Source organism: Mucilaginibacter sp. OK283, assembly GCF_900110415.1.
Lineage (GTDB): Bacteria > Bacteroidota > Bacteroidia > Sphingobacteriales > Sphingobacteriaceae > Mucilaginibacter.
Map to the genome: position 1 here is coordinate 101,436 of NZ_FODR01000011.1, position 16,154 is coordinate 117,589.

Annotated in this window: 7 protein-coding genes; all 7 read right to left on the reverse strand. The window is 44.6% G+C overall.

Going from position 1 to position 16,154, the window contains the following annotated elements; all coding sequences use genetic code 11:
• Positions 1–3 precede the first annotated feature (3 nt).
• The 7 genes from BMX56_RS22420 to BMX56_RS22450 all read right to left on the reverse strand — a co-directional run bounded on the left by BMX56_RS22420 (position 4) and on the right by BMX56_RS22450 (position 16,150).
• Positions 4–3,522 carry a malectin domain-containing carbohydrate-binding protein gene (locus BMX56_RS22420; protein WP_090652048.1) on the reverse strand — a complete coding sequence of 1,173 codons (3,519 nt, stop codon included), beginning with the start codon at positions 3,520–3,522 and terminating at the stop codon, positions 4–6.
• Between the two features lie 68 nt (positions 3,523–3,590).
• Complete coding sequence (locus BMX56_RS22425) at positions 3,591–6,485, reverse strand: glycoside hydrolase family 95 protein (RefSeq protein ID WP_090651931.1); 2,895 nt, start codon at positions 6,483–6,485, stop codon at positions 3,591–3,593.
• Positions 6,486–6,493: 8 nt separating this feature from the next.
• On the reverse strand, positions 6,494–9,259 hold the full coding sequence (locus BMX56_RS22430) for an alpha-d-galacturonidase (RefSeq protein ID WP_255369894.1): 2,766 nt from the start codon (positions 9,257–9,259) through the stop codon (positions 6,494–6,496).
• 215 nt (positions 9,260–9,474) lie between these two features.
• The gene (locus tag BMX56_RS22435) at positions 9,475–11,034 is read right to left on the reverse strand and encodes an MGH1-like glycoside hydrolase domain-containing protein (protein ID WP_090651932.1); all 1,560 of its coding nucleotides are present in this window, start codon (positions 11,032–11,034) and stop codon (positions 9,475–9,477) included.
• Positions 11,035–11,066: 32 nt separating this feature from the next.
• Entirely contained in the window at positions 11,067–12,719 is a 1,653-nt protein-coding gene (locus tag BMX56_RS22440) for a UxaA family hydrolase (RefSeq protein ID WP_090651933.1), read from the reverse strand.
• 33 nt (positions 12,720–12,752) lie between these two features.
• Positions 12,753–14,222 carry a tagaturonate reductase gene (locus BMX56_RS22445; protein WP_090651934.1) on the reverse strand — a complete coding sequence of 490 codons (1,470 nt, stop codon included), beginning with the start codon at positions 14,220–14,222 and terminating at the stop codon, positions 12,753–12,755.
• Positions 14,223–14,248: 26 nt separating this feature from the next.
• The gene (locus BMX56_RS22450; protein ID WP_090651935.1) at positions 14,249–16,150 is read right to left on the reverse strand and encodes a glycoside hydrolase family 88/105 protein; all 1,902 of its coding nucleotides are present in this window, start codon (positions 16,148–16,150) and stop codon (positions 14,249–14,251) included.
• Positions 16,151–16,154 lie beyond the last annotated feature (4 nt).

Sequence of the window (16,154 nt, forward strand, 5' to 3'; positions counted from 1 at the left end):
TTTCTACTGCATTTCTATCCCGGATATATATAAACCTGCACATTTTTCACCCCTGATTACCAGTTTATAATTGCCCGCGTTAATACTCGTCCCCGTTGTGGTAGCCACCATTCCCGACTTGTTTTTGGCTACCGGTTTAAAGTTTAAATTCTCCTCTTTCATCATTGTTCCATCGGCGGCAAGCAACTTCATTTTTGCAGTAAAGACCTTATCGGTTGAGTTGTAATACTTTATGCGCAAAGCATACAAATCAGCCACGCCGGGGGTAATAGCGAATGATGCCGCGCCGCCCTCATCCTTTTCAAACCGAATCACTTTTTTACCGGCCAAGGTATCCCTGGTTATGCCATCACCCTGTATATCAGCGATTTCAGCTTTGTAGCTTATGATTTTACGCAGATCGGTTGCCGGTTCAAGTGTAGTTACCGGCAAAACAGCTGCGGTGTACATGTATTTTCCGTTGTTCGCACCTAATTGCACCATACCATCCTTTTTAAATCTTTTGCGGTATACCGGGAGCTTATGCCCGCCATTGGCATCATTTTCTATGTACAAACCGGTAACTTCATAATCGCTTAACCATTCGGGCCTTTGTGAAGGGGCAGTATCCATCGCCACAAATACATCTGCATCGGCAGTTACATTAAACGAGGCAAACTGCTTATTATCAGTAGGATCTGTACAAATCCAATCAGCCCCAAAAAGTACAGGCGGCAGGTTACTGAAGCTGATATCAGTGTTCACATATTGCTTCTGGCCTACATCCATCCAGCTTTGCAGTGTCCACCCACCGGCTGATTTTAAATGTGTTATGATACCGCTGTTGTTTGGCACTGCATGTACCTTGCCATTTAAAGTACTGATAGCCACTGCAGATATGATAGCTTCCCCAGCCAGTACATTGGGGAAGCTTATGCTTATTTTACCGCTTGTGATGTGGGCAGTAATTGTTTTCTTTAGTGCGCAGGCATAGCCCGCTTCTTTCCAGATATCCAGGTTTTTGATCTTTATTTCACCGTTAACAGCTACATCAAATAAACGCCACCCTGTACAGTCCATTCCGCCGCCTGTGCCATACCATGGTTCGGTAAAATATAATTCAATGCGGTAATCGCCATCAGCTACCGGGAAGTTAAACTGCAATTTATCCATCCCATACCTGAATGTTTGAAACAATGGACTATCATTTGTTTTACCAATGTTATCAAATGTGCGTTGCTGGCTGGCAAAAAGGGCGGGCATGCCCGTATAATCGTCGGTCCATGATAGTGAGCCCGGTTGGTTTTTATTATGTTGATGCCTATCTGCTATCCATAAATTACCAAAGCTGTCTTTATAATCGGGGCCTCCGCAATTTAACCTGTACACGTAATTGTAACCGGCTGCAGGTTTAAGAAGCGCCGAATTTGCAGACCTATACGTATTTAAATGCGGGGCAGCGGGTAAATGATTGAGCACCACCTGGTCATGCGCAACGGCTTTGCCATTTACATAGCCAACGGTGTACAAAACATTATATCTTATATCCACACCATCCCACTGAAAATGAGTACCTATCCTACCTTTTTTCTTTTTACCCAGCGAAATATCCTGTACATCGTTAAACAATTCTACCTCATCACAATTGGAGTAAACTGTAATACTATCTTTTTTACCCGCTGCCACCCAGCGGTCGGGCCATGTATGGGATACGATATAAACCATCGGCTCTTTATCTTTTGGTGCATAATTGGCCCGGTACATATAAAATGCATCGGTTGGCTGGCCCCAGGGTGTAAATAAGCCCTTATAGTTAACCGGCCCTACCCTGTCCAACTCCCGCTGACCTTCGCCACCTTGGGTGCGACCCGGATTTTCATGTGAGTACAACAACCATTGAAAATGCCCCGCAACCTGGTCTTTTACAGAATCGGCCAGGCGCACTTTAGTCTCCATCAATTGTGTCATTCGGTCCTCACTAAGCGGACCGTTTTGGTTAAATGTACCTTCTGTATGTAAACCAAGGCTTCTCCAGGCGCCATATTCGCCCACGAGAATCTGTTTTTTGAGATCTTCGCCATAGGTTAAAGGGTTGCCGCCGTAGGTGCCGGTCCAGTTTTGGGGCACATCCCAATCGGTGCCCTGGCCACCATTACAGGTGGTTATTTTACGCTGCGATGATGCTGTAGGATCAAGCTTGCGGATGATTTCGCTGCATTCACGGGCAAAGTCAGCGGGTAGCTTACTTTCATTTTGCAAGCCCCACAAAATAACTGAGGGGCTGTTACGGCGCTCTTTGACCCAATCAACCAACAGGGCCTTATAAGTAGCCCTAAACTCTGGTGTATCAAACCAGATATGCGCCGAATATTGCGGCCACCAAAGAATACCCAGCTTATCCCAATATGTTTGATATGCCAGATTATGCGGCTGGTGCGCATCCCTGAAAGCATTAAAACTTGCAGCCTTTACCTGCATCACTCTTGCTTTGATTTCCTCACCGGTAAAAGCCTGGCTCTTGCCCATCAGGTGTTCATACTCAGCAATGCCATTGATAAACACCGGTTTACCATTCAAACAAAAACGATTATCGCCATTATTACGACCAATTGGCCAGCTTATCCAGCGAACGCCATAGGCTGTATTTGTTTGATCCTGAAGTTTACCATTTTGCCAAACCCGGGTAATTAAATTGTATAAATACGGATTTTGTAACGACCACAAATGTATACGGGCTATATCTTTAAGTAATTGCTGTACAATAACAGTTTCACCAGGTTTAACTTCCTTTGAAGTGTTAACTTCTGCAACTACTTTTCCAGTTGCATCAACCAGTTTATTACTTACACGGATAGGAGATGACTGCTTACCGTAATTTTTTACCGCTGTTTCGAGGTTAAGCGTGGCTGATTTTTCGGAGACGGTGGTATCATTCCAAATATGTACACCAAAAGGCTCAATACGTACCGCGTTGGTGACAATCAAACGTACCGGTCTGTAAATCCCCATAGGCTGCGATCCTTCCGAAAAACCCGGATCGTCCGAACAGCCGCCACAAACCCAGGGCAGGTCATTTATAAAAGCCGGATGATCTGTACGAACACAGAGCAGATTTTCGTTACCTGTTTTTATCGCGTCGGTAACATCCAATGTAAACGAAGTACGCCCACCTGCATGATAGCCCACCGGCCTGCCATTAAGCCAAACAGTAGCATAAGAACCCACACCCTCGAACCATAAAAAGTAGCGCTTATTTTGCTGCTTTGTAGGCAGAGCGAATATTTTGCGGTACCAGGCATACCCATGCCTGTTGCCATGTTTTAAACGGCGGTAACCTTCATATTCATCCCAATTGTGCGGTATGTTTACCGTTTTCCAGCCTTTATCCTTAAAGCTGGCCTGTTCAAAACCGGGATAAGCCTTTACGTTATTATCATCGGCTATGGTATGCCAACCAGCGTTTAATAAAATCTCCTGCCTGGTGTTATTTTGCGCAAATGCCGGAGTTATCAAAAAAGTAAATACCAGGCGTATAAAAAGCATTAAAACCGGTTGATGGTTGAACCCGGGAAGTTGTTTTTTAATATGACCATTGTTTACCTGCATGCTTCTTATAGCTGTTTCAAATCAGCGTTAAATTGGTACGACTCACCTTTTTGCGTATTGATGCTGATGGTTTTATCATGATAACGCAACCGACAAACTCCACCCATTTTTGATAGCACTTGTACCCCCTGCAGCTGCCCTTTTTGCCAGTTAAAGTTCAATTCAAAACCACCACGGGCGCAAATGCCTTTTATACTTCCCTGCGCCAAAGCAGCCGGCAGCGCTGGCAGCAGCTCAATATCATCGCCCTGGCTTTGCAGCAACATTTCTGATAACCCGGCGGCTCCGCCAAAGTTTCCGTCAATCTGGAAAGGCGGATGTGCGTCGAACAGGTTATGGTAAACGCCCCCTTTTTCTTTGCCAGAGCTCACATCAGCAGGCGAAAGCAGTTTGGTGAACATCAGGTAAGCATGATCGCCCTGCTTCATCCTGGCCCATATATTTACCTTCCAGGCTATACTCCACCCGGTTCCTTCATCACCACGGTATAGCATAGATTTTTCGGCTGCATGCATCAAATCCGGAGTTTTCCAGGTGATATCTGTACCGGGGAACACACCCCACATGTGCGATACATGCCGGTGGGTATCGACAGTATCGTCCTTATCTTCCATCCATTCCTGCAGTTGACCGTATTTACCAATCCTGTTGGGAGCTATCTGATCATATTTTGCTTTTAGTGTATCGGCAAAATCCTTGTCAATTCCTAAAACGGCTGACGCTGCTATGCAATTTTTAAATAAATCGCGGATGATCTGGTGATCCATAGCAGGTCCCGCTACCAATCCGCCATGTTCAGGCGAATTGGAGGGGCTGCTGATAAGGTAACCGGTCTTAGGGTCTTTCACTAAAAAGTGCACAAAAAACTCCGCCGCCCCCTTCATTTCGGGGTAAGCGCGATTTTGTAAAAAACTTTTATCCTTAGTATACAAATAATGCTCCCATAACTGGTGACAAAGCCATGCACCGCCGCTTACCCAAATACCATGATTGGATGCATTTACCGGAGCAGTGCCCCGCCACAGGTCGGTATTATGGTGCAGCACCCAGCCGGGTGCACCGTAATGTTCTTTTGCCGTTTGCTTACCTGTTTTAGCCAGGTCATCAACTATACTAAAAAACGGTTCGCTGCAGGCCGAAAGGTTCAACACCTCAACAGGCCAGTAGTTCATCTGTAAATTGATGTTGGTGGTAAATTTGCTGCCCCATGGCGGCGTAAGCAGATCATTCCATAAGCCCTGCAAATTGGCCGGACCATTGCCGGCACGAGAGGACGATATCAACAAATACCTGCCATATTGCGTGTACAGTGTGATAAACGATGGGTCGGGTGTATCCCTGAACTTCAGGATCCGCTCATCTGTAGGCAAATCAGCATTGACGCCTTTACCCAGGTCAAGGGAGAATGTTTGGAAGTATTTTTGGTAATCCTTTATATGATCTGCTTTGATAGCCGGGTAGCTTTTATGGGCGATAACCGCTATTTGCTTTTTGCAGATGGCTTCCGGGTTGCAGGATAAATCACGGTAATTTTTGAAATTTGTAGCAGCGGTTAAATATAACGTAGCCTCATTGGCACCGGTAACTTTAATATTGTTTGCTGTTACCAGCACTTTGCCGCCAACAGCCTGCAGATGCAGGTAACTTACCCCGCGTAATGCCCCGTCATGTACTTTTAACGATAATGCCAGGGTATGACCGTCAACCCTGCGGGTAATAAAATTTTTATGCAGACTTTTCATCAGGGCTTTTACCGTAATGCTGCCGGGCTTATCGGCAGTTAAGTGAATAGCTATTAGCCGACCGGGGGCGCTTGCCAGGTACTCGCGGGTGTAGTTTATTCCATTAGCCTTATAGGTAACATGCGCTGTGGCATTTGTGATATCAAGGTCGCGTTTGTATTCACTTATTGTTTGCTTAGGGAATTGCAGGTACAGATCTGCAAAAGGTTGGTAATCGGCGTTGTAGTGTGGATATGCCGGCGGGTTATCGTCCTGGATCCGGTATTTCCAGGTTCCGTTTAATTTTATAGGAGTTACAATACTACCCCCTTTATCAACCGCGGTTGTTATTTCACTGCTGGTTATTCCGCCTTTGAGGGTAGTAGCCTCAAACCCTTCGGGATAGATCAGCATTTCTTTTTCCGGGCTGGTTAAGCCACCTTTATCATTAAAATTCAATACCTGTATAGCTAATAAATTTGTTCCTGTATGTAGCTCTTTAGCCGGGATGATATATTTACGATAAGTGGTTCCGGTGGTTGTGCCTATCTGGGTGCCATTGATATAAGTAAAATCCAAATCCCGGATGCGGCCCAAACTAAGCACCAGGTTTTTTCCTTTCCAATCAACGGGTACTTCAAAAGCTGTCCTAAACCAAACCGCACCATCTAACCCCTCAAAGCCAGGTGTTGTTTCCCAACCTTGCTGAGTGGGTAATGTGATGGATTTCCATGCGCCATCGTGAAACTCAACACCTTGAATCTCCTTTATACTCCGCATCATTTTAACCCAGCGGGCAGAATCGGCAGCATACGTAATTTCATTGCTTTTCATGCCCATGAAATGTTTTTCGGCAAGGGCTTCTGCTTCGGCCTGTTTGCCATCAAACAAAAGCTGGCGAATAGGTTGCAGGTATTTTACAGCCCCCTGCCGCTCATAGGCGCGCGGGCCGCCCGTCCATAACGTTTGTTCATTAAACTGGATTCTGTCTTCTTCCACCCCTCCGAATATCATTGCACCTAAACGTCCATTCCCAATTGGTAAGGCATCCGTCCATTTTTGTGCAGGCTGCCTGTACCAGAGTTTAAGGTCTGATTGGGCCCGGGTTAAATGCGTGGCAAGCACGAGCGTAATTGCGATAAATAGATATTTTAAACCCGGTAATTTGGAGTTTTTCATAGCACTGTTTAGTTAAACAACCAGCGTAAATCTTTAATGTTACCCATATTGCTCAATCCGGCATCGTAAACCGGGATATACGCATCATCATTAACAATACCTAAAATTAAACAGGCGCCTTTACCCAGTGTAAGCGTATTGGTGCCCGCCTTAAACGAATAGGTATGCACATTTACCGGTGGTAAGCCTTCTACCTGTATGGCATTGGCAATCTTTACATCTGCCTGGCCGTAATCGTTAGCGCTGGCATCGGTTTCCAGTTGTGGTTCTGGCAGGTACTTAGCATCCTTCTCATTAAAAAACCCCACCAATACTTTAACCGGTTTGGCGTTGGTAAAGCTCAGTGATGAACCATTTTTTAGCTGATCTGCCTTAACTAATTTAAAAGCCTGCAGGTTTTGCAACTCAGCGGCTACATTTTTAACAACTACAGTAGTATCGCTAAATACCTGCTGGCCATTACTTAATTTGTAGACTTGAATACCCTTTGTTTTAATCACCGTCTGTCCATTGGTCAATGCAATTCTTATAGCTTTTTTTGCCGCCGCCTGTGGCGATTTCACCGAATCGATATTCCGCTTAAAATTATCGAGTTCTTTTTGGTAAACCGGCAATAATTCTACCCAGGTTTTCATTTTGGCATCATTACCGCCAACAGGAATTTTACGTTGTTTGGTTTGCATGCTATTGGCATACAGGTAAGTATCTTTGGTTAGATTAACCAGCTGCTTGAAATAATCCAGGCTGGTTTGCAATTCAGGCAAGGCCTTTTCCAGGTCGGCAATGTTATCCGAATATTTATACCGAAGCACCCATAATGCCGCTTTTGCTTTATAAGCATAACTGTTTGCCAAAGCATTATAGCAATAAATATCATTTTTTAACCTGCCGAATTCAGCCTTATCTTTTGTTATTTGTGCCGATGCCCGATCAATAGCCTCGACAGCTTTACGGCCCTGCATTATTACACTATCAATCACTTTCACAGGTGTCTCACCGATATGCGGCTGGTGCTTCCATTCCTTTTCAGCGTACTCACTCATCATTTCGCCAACCGGCCCTTCAGAGTTGTAAAGTAATGTGAACAAACCATATTTTTCGGGATTAACCAACTGGCTCATCAGCATACCTAATGTCATGGTTTGCCGGTTGCCGTCGGTAATACCAAAGCGCCTGAGCAGTTCCGGGGCTATTTCGCCCGATTGCTCATAAGCAGCTAAAATATCCTTACCATGGGTTTCATTGCAACCATACCTGGCGGCCAGCTGACCTGCCCAATACGTTATTTCCCCATCCCTACCGCGGTTGCTGTTCCAGGCATAGCGCGACCAGGCCTTGTACCAAATCCAATCACGATCCATCTGCAATAACCGCTGCCCACCGGTATTGTCCGCGGTATATGGCCAGTCCCAATAAGATGCCTGGGGATAAAGGTGCAGCCCATTGGCTCCATAAATGTGGTGCATGGCCTGTACACATTTCTGTATAAAATCTGCCGATCCATATCGAAAAGGTTCCAGGTTAGCCATAATATGAACATTTTCAATTTGTACGGTACCAATACTGCTTAGTTTGCGGTGCAGGTCGGCCCAGGGGCCATGGGGTTCGTAGGTAGTAAGCGCCTCACCATTGTACTTGGCTTCGGTGTATAAATTCTTGTAAAGTGGCTTGGCATACTTCATAACTTCCGGGGCATCGGTATCATGTGCACGCAGTACTATGGGCGGTTCGTCGGTACGGCCAAGCGCTTTTAAGCCATCCTTTACGCCGGGAATTATAGTTTTTGTAAACCAGTCGATATCGTCCTGCCCTACGCCTTCCATAGCTTCACCCAGGGTGATCAGCAAACCAACATTCGGATATTTTTGGACAAAAGCAGCTATCGATTTACGGGTGTAATCGGCAATAATGGGCACTATATGGCGGTTCCTGTCCTGCGTTTTCAGATTATTTTTTTCGGCAAAGGGCTTGGATACAATAATGTTATAAAAGCCCTGTATGAGCCAAATACCGCGTTTATCAGCCTCGCTGGCCAGGAAACGATAGATCTCCTCATTCTTTTTAAAAGTGGCGTCATCCACCTCAACTGCATATGGATATTCCTTTACTTTAACCAGTGATGCAAAAGGATGACCGCTCCATAAGTATAAAGAGTTCATCCTGTTTTCGGCCAAAGAATCCAGGTACCGCAGCCAAAGTGCTTTATCATAAAACCAGGGGAAATTTTCGGGCGTATAAGGATATTCATAAGTGCCCCTGCCGGGTAGTAATGCTGGCTTTTGCACCCCTATACAGGTGCCACGCAAAACCATTTCGGGTTGATCGGTTATTTCCAGCTTCGCAGCCAAATCATGTGCACCTTTTACCCTTGCGGCAAGTTCCAGGCAACCATATAAAGCACCCGAGTTATCTGCACCTGCTACGATGGTTACATCATTTACACTATTAATGATAAAGCCCTCTTTGCCAGGAAATTTGACACTGTCAGGATACCGCTTTACCAACGCTTTTTTGATTACAGGATCGTTTAAAAGCCCAACAAAAATGGCATTACCAGAAATCGCTTGTGTATTTTGCTGTATAGTAACCACATAACCAACTTGTTGCAAAGCCAGTTTTAGCTTTTGAGCGCCATAATCCAGCCGTTGGTGATGTATTGCGGCTAGTACTATGGTTATTTTTTTATTGGTGTCTTGAGCCTTCAATGAGGAATGAAAACAACTGAATAAGAGTATCAGAAGCGCAATGTAGCTATGGGTTATTCTCATTTTCATGTTTTTACATCATTTGCTACAAGCCATTTCAGGGGCCAGACTTGGTATAGCAGGTTATGTTAAGATGGTATTAAGGTTGAACTTAATTGGTTGTATAACATTCAAAAATATCAGTATAGCATGGGAGTTTCATCTGATATTTTTCCCAGCTACTATACGATATTACCATTATTGCAGCCTTTGCAATCCATGAAAGAGAGAACGTAAGCTACTAATTAAACAGGCATCCTTACCAATACATGCTTAAACCGTGTACTGCGCATAATTATTTTACCATCGGCATAAATTATAAAACCTTTGCCTTTATGATATTTGGTGCCTGTTTTATCCCATAGGATACTGATGCGGTGGCCGTGGTAAAGCACATTATCCAATGCAAACCATTTCCATTGATTTTTAGGGATAAGCGGAAAAATCTCCAGCATATTATCGGCGCGGGGCTTTAAGCCAATCAGGTCGTTAATCACCAGGTCGCAAAAACCGGAGTGGTTATAATAGCTGCTGCGCGGGTTATCGCCTTTAAGCCAATAGCCGGTTTTTTCATCCTGGTACTCACCGAGATATGGTACCCCTCTTTTTATGTGCGATAGGGCATATTTACGCAGTTCATTATAGAAAACAGCTGGGGTCATGCTGCCTTTGTTTTGATAATTGGTAAGCAAATTTGCCAGTCCTTTTAGGGTTTGGGTAGTAGCAAATGGCCAAACTGCTCCATCCCACTCGCAGCCATGCCCGGTACCATGTGTGCGGAACAGGGGGTGGCGTCTTTCGGCTGTGGTAATACCCCATGGTGCATTAAAACCTTTATCATCAGTTAACTGATCCCATTGTTTGGCAAAAGCAGGTTTATCATCGGGCAGGTTAAAATACCATGGGATAAATCCCAATTCTTCACGGGCGCCGGCCATGCTCCCATCAGGTCTGCGTGCTTCAAAAAATGAAGCAGAATCGTTCCATAAACTATCCTGTACCAATATTTTCAGTTCAGATGCCTTTTGGCTGTATTTATTCTTCAGCGAGTCGACGCCCAGCACTTCGGCCATTTTTGATAGGGCCATAGCGTTGCCATACATATAGCTGTTAATAGTGGGGCGCTTGTTCTTTGCTTTTCGCGAGCCACTGATAGATTCTTCCATGGCGTCCCTTACATCAAACTGCCAGAACAGTTTTGAGGGTAGTTGCTTTTCGGTTTCCCATTGGCTGTAATCGGTATTTAAAGCAGGTATTACCTGCGCTACAAAATTTTTATTGAGGTTAACCAGGTAATAATTATAAACGGCATCAGCAAGCCAGCTGCTGAAGGCGTGCAAATGAGGTTTCTTTTGCTTTGGATCAACATAGAGCCAGAATTTGATATAGTCGTTTATATATTGAGGATCATGCAGCCAGCGGCCCTCATAAATTTGGTGACCAAGCGCACTGCTCGAGCTGTTGTAAACACCTGTAAAACTTACCGGCGTAATAAACTCTGTAAAAATAAAGCCATCAGGTGTTTGTTTCAGGTGTTTACGGAACGTCCACCAGCGGTAATAATATATTTTTTGGATGGCCGAATCGGGACATTCAAACAGTGGTATGTTTTTGGCCATCCAACCATAAGCACCATCATTGGTTACATAGTTCTTTACCGTCTCGGTATCTATTGCATTAAAGTAACTTACATAGGTTTTTAGCTTATTATAGCCTAACAGCGGCTTTTGCTGCGCATAAGCACTATCTGCTGCAAAAGAAAGCAAAACGGTTATAAAACTGAACGTAAAAATTCTCCTGATCATACTCTCACCTCAACCATAGCTTATCAATATATTTATAAGGATACACCTCTTTTCCATGGGATAAAATCATCCTGGCCATGCCTTACTGCGCTTACTTCAATTTCGCCGCTCGCCACTTTAACTACGTAGTCCAATATCCTTTCGCCTGCCTGTTCAATTGTTTCGTCGCCTTCTACTATGGTACCTGTATTGATGTCGATGATATCGCTCATCCGGTTAAACAAAGTAGTGTTTGTGGCGATTTTAACAACCGGGACTATCGGGTTGCCGGTTGGCGTACCCAGGCCGGTTGTAAATAAAACTATATTAGCTCCAGAACCAACTTCGGCTGTGGTTGATTCCACATCATTACCAGGGGTACACAGTAAATTCAATCCCGGTTTGGTAACTTTTTCGGGATAATCAAGCACATCTGCCACCGGCGATGTACCGCCCTTTTTCGCGGCCCCGGCAGATTTAATGGCATCAGTTATTAAACCATCCTTTATATTGCCCGGCGACGGGTTCATATAAAAACCAGAGCCCGCTTCTTCGGCACGCTGGCTATAGCTGCTTACCAGGCTGGCAAAACGTTCGGCTTTGTTTTTATCCAAACAACGGTCAATCAGGTTCTGTTCAACACCGCACAGTTCAGGAAACTCGGCCAGGATAACCGAACCACCCAGCGCCACCAGCAGATCGGACGTGTAACCGATAGCGGGGTTTGCCGAGATACCCGAAAAACCATCTGAGCCGCCACATTCCAATCCTATAACGAGTTTACTTAATGGTGCCGGCTTACGAACGTACGTATTGGCCTGCATTAAGCCAGCCAGGGTTTGCCGAATGGCCAGTTCCATTAGGTCGGCTTCCTTGCCGGTTTTTTGCTGATCCAGTATGTACAATGGCTTATTAAAGTTTGGCGAACGCTTACTGATCTCTTCTTGCAACGTCTTCACCTCGGCATTCTGGCATCCCAGGCTTAGTACTGTAGCGCCCGCAACGTTAGGATGGGTAATATAACCCGCCAGCAACCCGCACAAGGTGGTTGAGTCCTGCCGGGTACCTCCGCAACCGCCGGTGTGCGTTAAAAACTTAATACCATCAACATTAGGGAACAGCTTATTACCGGTTGCCTGGGCTGTATCGCCGTCAATTTCCGTATACAATACTTCATTGATCTCTCCGCCAGCTTTAATCATGGTTATCAACTGCTGCGCTTTTATTTCATATGTTTTTTTACGTCCGTAACCTAAGGGCTTTACAAGCGCTTCCTGCAATACCTCAATATTACGGTTCTCGCAAAACACCATCGGGACCACCAGCCAGTAGTTAGCTGTACCCACGCTACCGTCCTCCCGGTGATAGCCGTTAAAGGTTTGGCTTTGCCATTTGCTTACATCCGGTTTATGCCAGTCGGTATGGCTGCTGCCGGTTAAAAAGCTGTTGGCCGCATGCACTACATTGCCGGTTGATAACAAACCACCAACCGGGATAGGGCTTTGCGCTTTACCTACTAAAACCCCATACATAATAATTTCGCCGCCCTGGGGAATATCGGCAATTGCAAATTTATGCTTGGCGGGTATAAATTCGAGCACTTTATAACTATTCCCCTTATATTCAACCTCTTCGCCTGGCTGCAAATCGGCCAGTGCTACCAGTACATTATCGGCAGGATGTACTTTTATAATCCGTTGTTTCATCGTTTTAATTTTTTAATTAGTGCAGCAATCTGTTTATCCTTTATTCACCTGCTTAAATTGCTCAATCACAGCTGCTGTAAAACCCGGTAAAATGTCCAGGTCGGCATCCCACAAATCTTTATTTTTTAATATGTTTTGAATTACAGCATCGCTATCCGGATTTTCCCACACCTTTGCAAAATAGCCAGCCTGGCCATCTGTAACTTTATATTCCTCATTGTTGATGGTACCGGTATATTGCCCCTCATCGCCTGCTTTAACGCGCATAAAACGGATAAAGGCGGCAAAACCCTTGGCCATGCATGCCGGTACAGTGTTGTTTAATTTATAATAGTTTAATAATAACGGAATAACACGCATTTTAATTTTAGTGGAGTATTGTACCGAGATGCTTAACCACTCATGCCTGATATACGGATTGCGGAACCTATCCAAAACCTTGTTTGCAAAATCGGTGGCTACAACATCATCAATTTTATAGGGGATGGCAGGCCTTATCTCATCAAACACCAGCTGCGTAATAAACTTTGTAAACTGCACGTCGTCCATTGCATCTTTAACGGTTTTAAAACCCGATAAATAGGCAAAAGCACAGCACAATGTGTGTGTGCCGTTTAGTAACCTTAACTTTAACTCCCTGAATAATTCAATATCAGGTGTTATTACCACGCCTTCATCCACCTGGCCAAATGATAATACTTCTTTTATTTTATCATCGCCCTCAATGGCCCACAAACTATAGGTTTCGGCCATAATACCAAGGTTATCCGTATAGCCGTTTTTAGTCTCTAATTCTTCATTCAATACAGCATCCGGCCGACCAGGCACAATCCTGTCAACCAATGAGTTACAAAAATTATTGCTACTTTCCAGCCAATCCATAAAGTCGGGTTCCAGTTTGTTCAAATGGGCCAATTCTAATATAATCGCTTCCAGTTTTTTACCGTTATCAACAATAAGCTCGGTTGGGATAATTACCAAACCACTATCCGGGTTACCGTTAAAAGCCATGTAACGCTCATACAAAACGGCTAAGAGCTTGCCGGGAAATGAAGCCGGCGGGTGTTTCCGTACATCTTCTTTTACGAGCCTAATGCCCACTTCGGTGGTGTTGGATATGATTACTTTTAATTTAGGTTTCCTGGCCACGTCCAAAATCTCGTCCCATTCATTAGTTGCCGAAAGCACCCTGCTTATGGCCGACGAAATCAGCTGCTCACTTACCTGCCGGCCGTTTACAATGCCTTTTGAATAAATGGTGTATAAATTATCCTGTTTACCAAAATCATCAACGGTACCGGTATCTGTCGACTTAACCACAATTACCCTTCCGTTAAAAATCCCTGCCTTGTTAGCTTTATCAATATAATAATCGGGCAATCCTCTTAATAATACGCCGGTACCAAACTGCAATACTTTTTCGGGGAGCTCAAACAAATGTTCGGCGGGCACTTCAACTCCTGCAACGTTTATTCTTTTAAGGTTATACTTTGATAAAATCATGTTTTGTTTGATTGGGGTATTTATGATTATTTATGTTTTGATAAAATCTGCCCGGCCACCCAGCGTACCAGGTCGTTAGCGGCATTAATGTTTTCAAATTGCGGTGGAAGCTTACGGCCATCTACATATTCATTGTAAAACCAGGGATCGCCTACGGCAAACACGGTTCCTTTGCCATATTTAGCGGCAGCAACTATTACATCATTTTTATTAATCAGTTGAGCTACAGCCGGGGCGCTTATGTTTAATGTGCTAAGCTCCTTGATGTACACCTTTTTTGCTGTTTTAAATATCTTATTATCGGCCGGTATGTTTATTGCGCCCTGCTCAAACTCACGGCCGGCTACATGGTTAATGCTGTTTTTGTTAAAACTGATACCAAACTGTGCCATCAGCTGGTTAAGATGCGTAAACTCTGCATTACCAGTATCATTATTCAGCACCAATAAAACACCTCCGTTTTTAACCCAATCGCTTATGGCTTTAATGTGAGGTTCGAGTATATATTTGGCCTGTGGGTTTTCTTTCGGAATATCCGGATCAACAATAATGTACACTGCTGCTTTTTTCAGGTTTGCGGCAGTTGGCTCCTCAGTCAAAGTTTCGGTACGGAAGCCATAGTTGTTAAATACCTGCCCAAAAAAAGAGATCCCGTTGTTATCCCACTCTTCCCATTTATAGTGAAATGGCATTGTTTTGCCTGTAATATCCTGGCGGTGTTCGTCATTAAAATAGCTATCCAGCAAGGCTATTTTACCCTTGCCTGCGGTCAGCGTTTTTAACTTTTCTATTTCTACACTGGCCAGCATAAAAGCGCCAACGCCCTTGGTTTCATTGGTGATGGTTTTTACACCGGTATAATACTCATAGCTTCCATCACGGTATGGTTGCCCACCCACGCCAACAGCACCACAGGTTCCTTTTATATTTACCTGCCCGGCCGCATCCGTTTCAATAAACTGTTTTATAATGCCGTCATAGGCTTTTTGTGCAGGTTGCAAGTATTTTGAAGGCAGGTAGCCTTCCCGTACACTTTTGGCCAGGGCATATACAAACATACAGGAGGCGGATGCTTCCAAATAATTACCTTTTTGAGCGCCTTTGTCCAGCACCTGGTACCATAGCCCTGTTTGTTTATCCTGGTAAGTAGTTATAGCCACGGCCAATCGATTTAAAATAGCCAGTAACTGCGCGCGTTTTGGATGATTTAACGGCAACTGGTCGAGCACATCAACCAGGCCCATAATATACCAGCCATCGGCCCTGGCCCATAAACATGCAGATAAACCCGTTTGAGGGTTAGCCCAGCGTTCTTTTTTGCTTTGATCCCAGGCATGGTACAGCAGCCCGGTTTTAGGATCGCGGGCGTTTTTTTCCATCAGGATAAACTGGCTGGTTATATCATCAAAATCATTTTCCTGGTGAAACTCCGTGGCATATTCTGCATAAAAAGGTTCGGCCATATACAGGCCATCCAGCCACATTTGGTTTGGGTACCGTTTTTTATGCCAGAAACCGCCTTCGGGGACACGGGGTTGCTTGTCTATCTGTTTACGTAACAGAATGGCCGCCTTGTAATACTTTGGGTTATTTAAAACCCGGTAAAGCATGATGAGGCTGCGGCCGGCTAAAATATTATCGAGGGTAAAATCATCCGCTTTATACGTGCGGATAGTGCCGTCAGTATTAACATACCTATCGGCGGCACGTTGTATGTAGCTAAAATACTCGCCGTTGGCGCTTTGCTGCCAAACGCTTTGCATTCCCTGCAAAACTATGCCCTGGTCGTACGACAAATTGCCACCGGGCAGCGAATCTTTCCAAATATGCATAACTGTGGCAGCCATGCGTTGAGACCAGGGCTGTTCCTGCGCCCGAAGCAATAATCCTTGCAAGAGAATGGCAAACAACAAAAAGATCTTCTTCATTTTT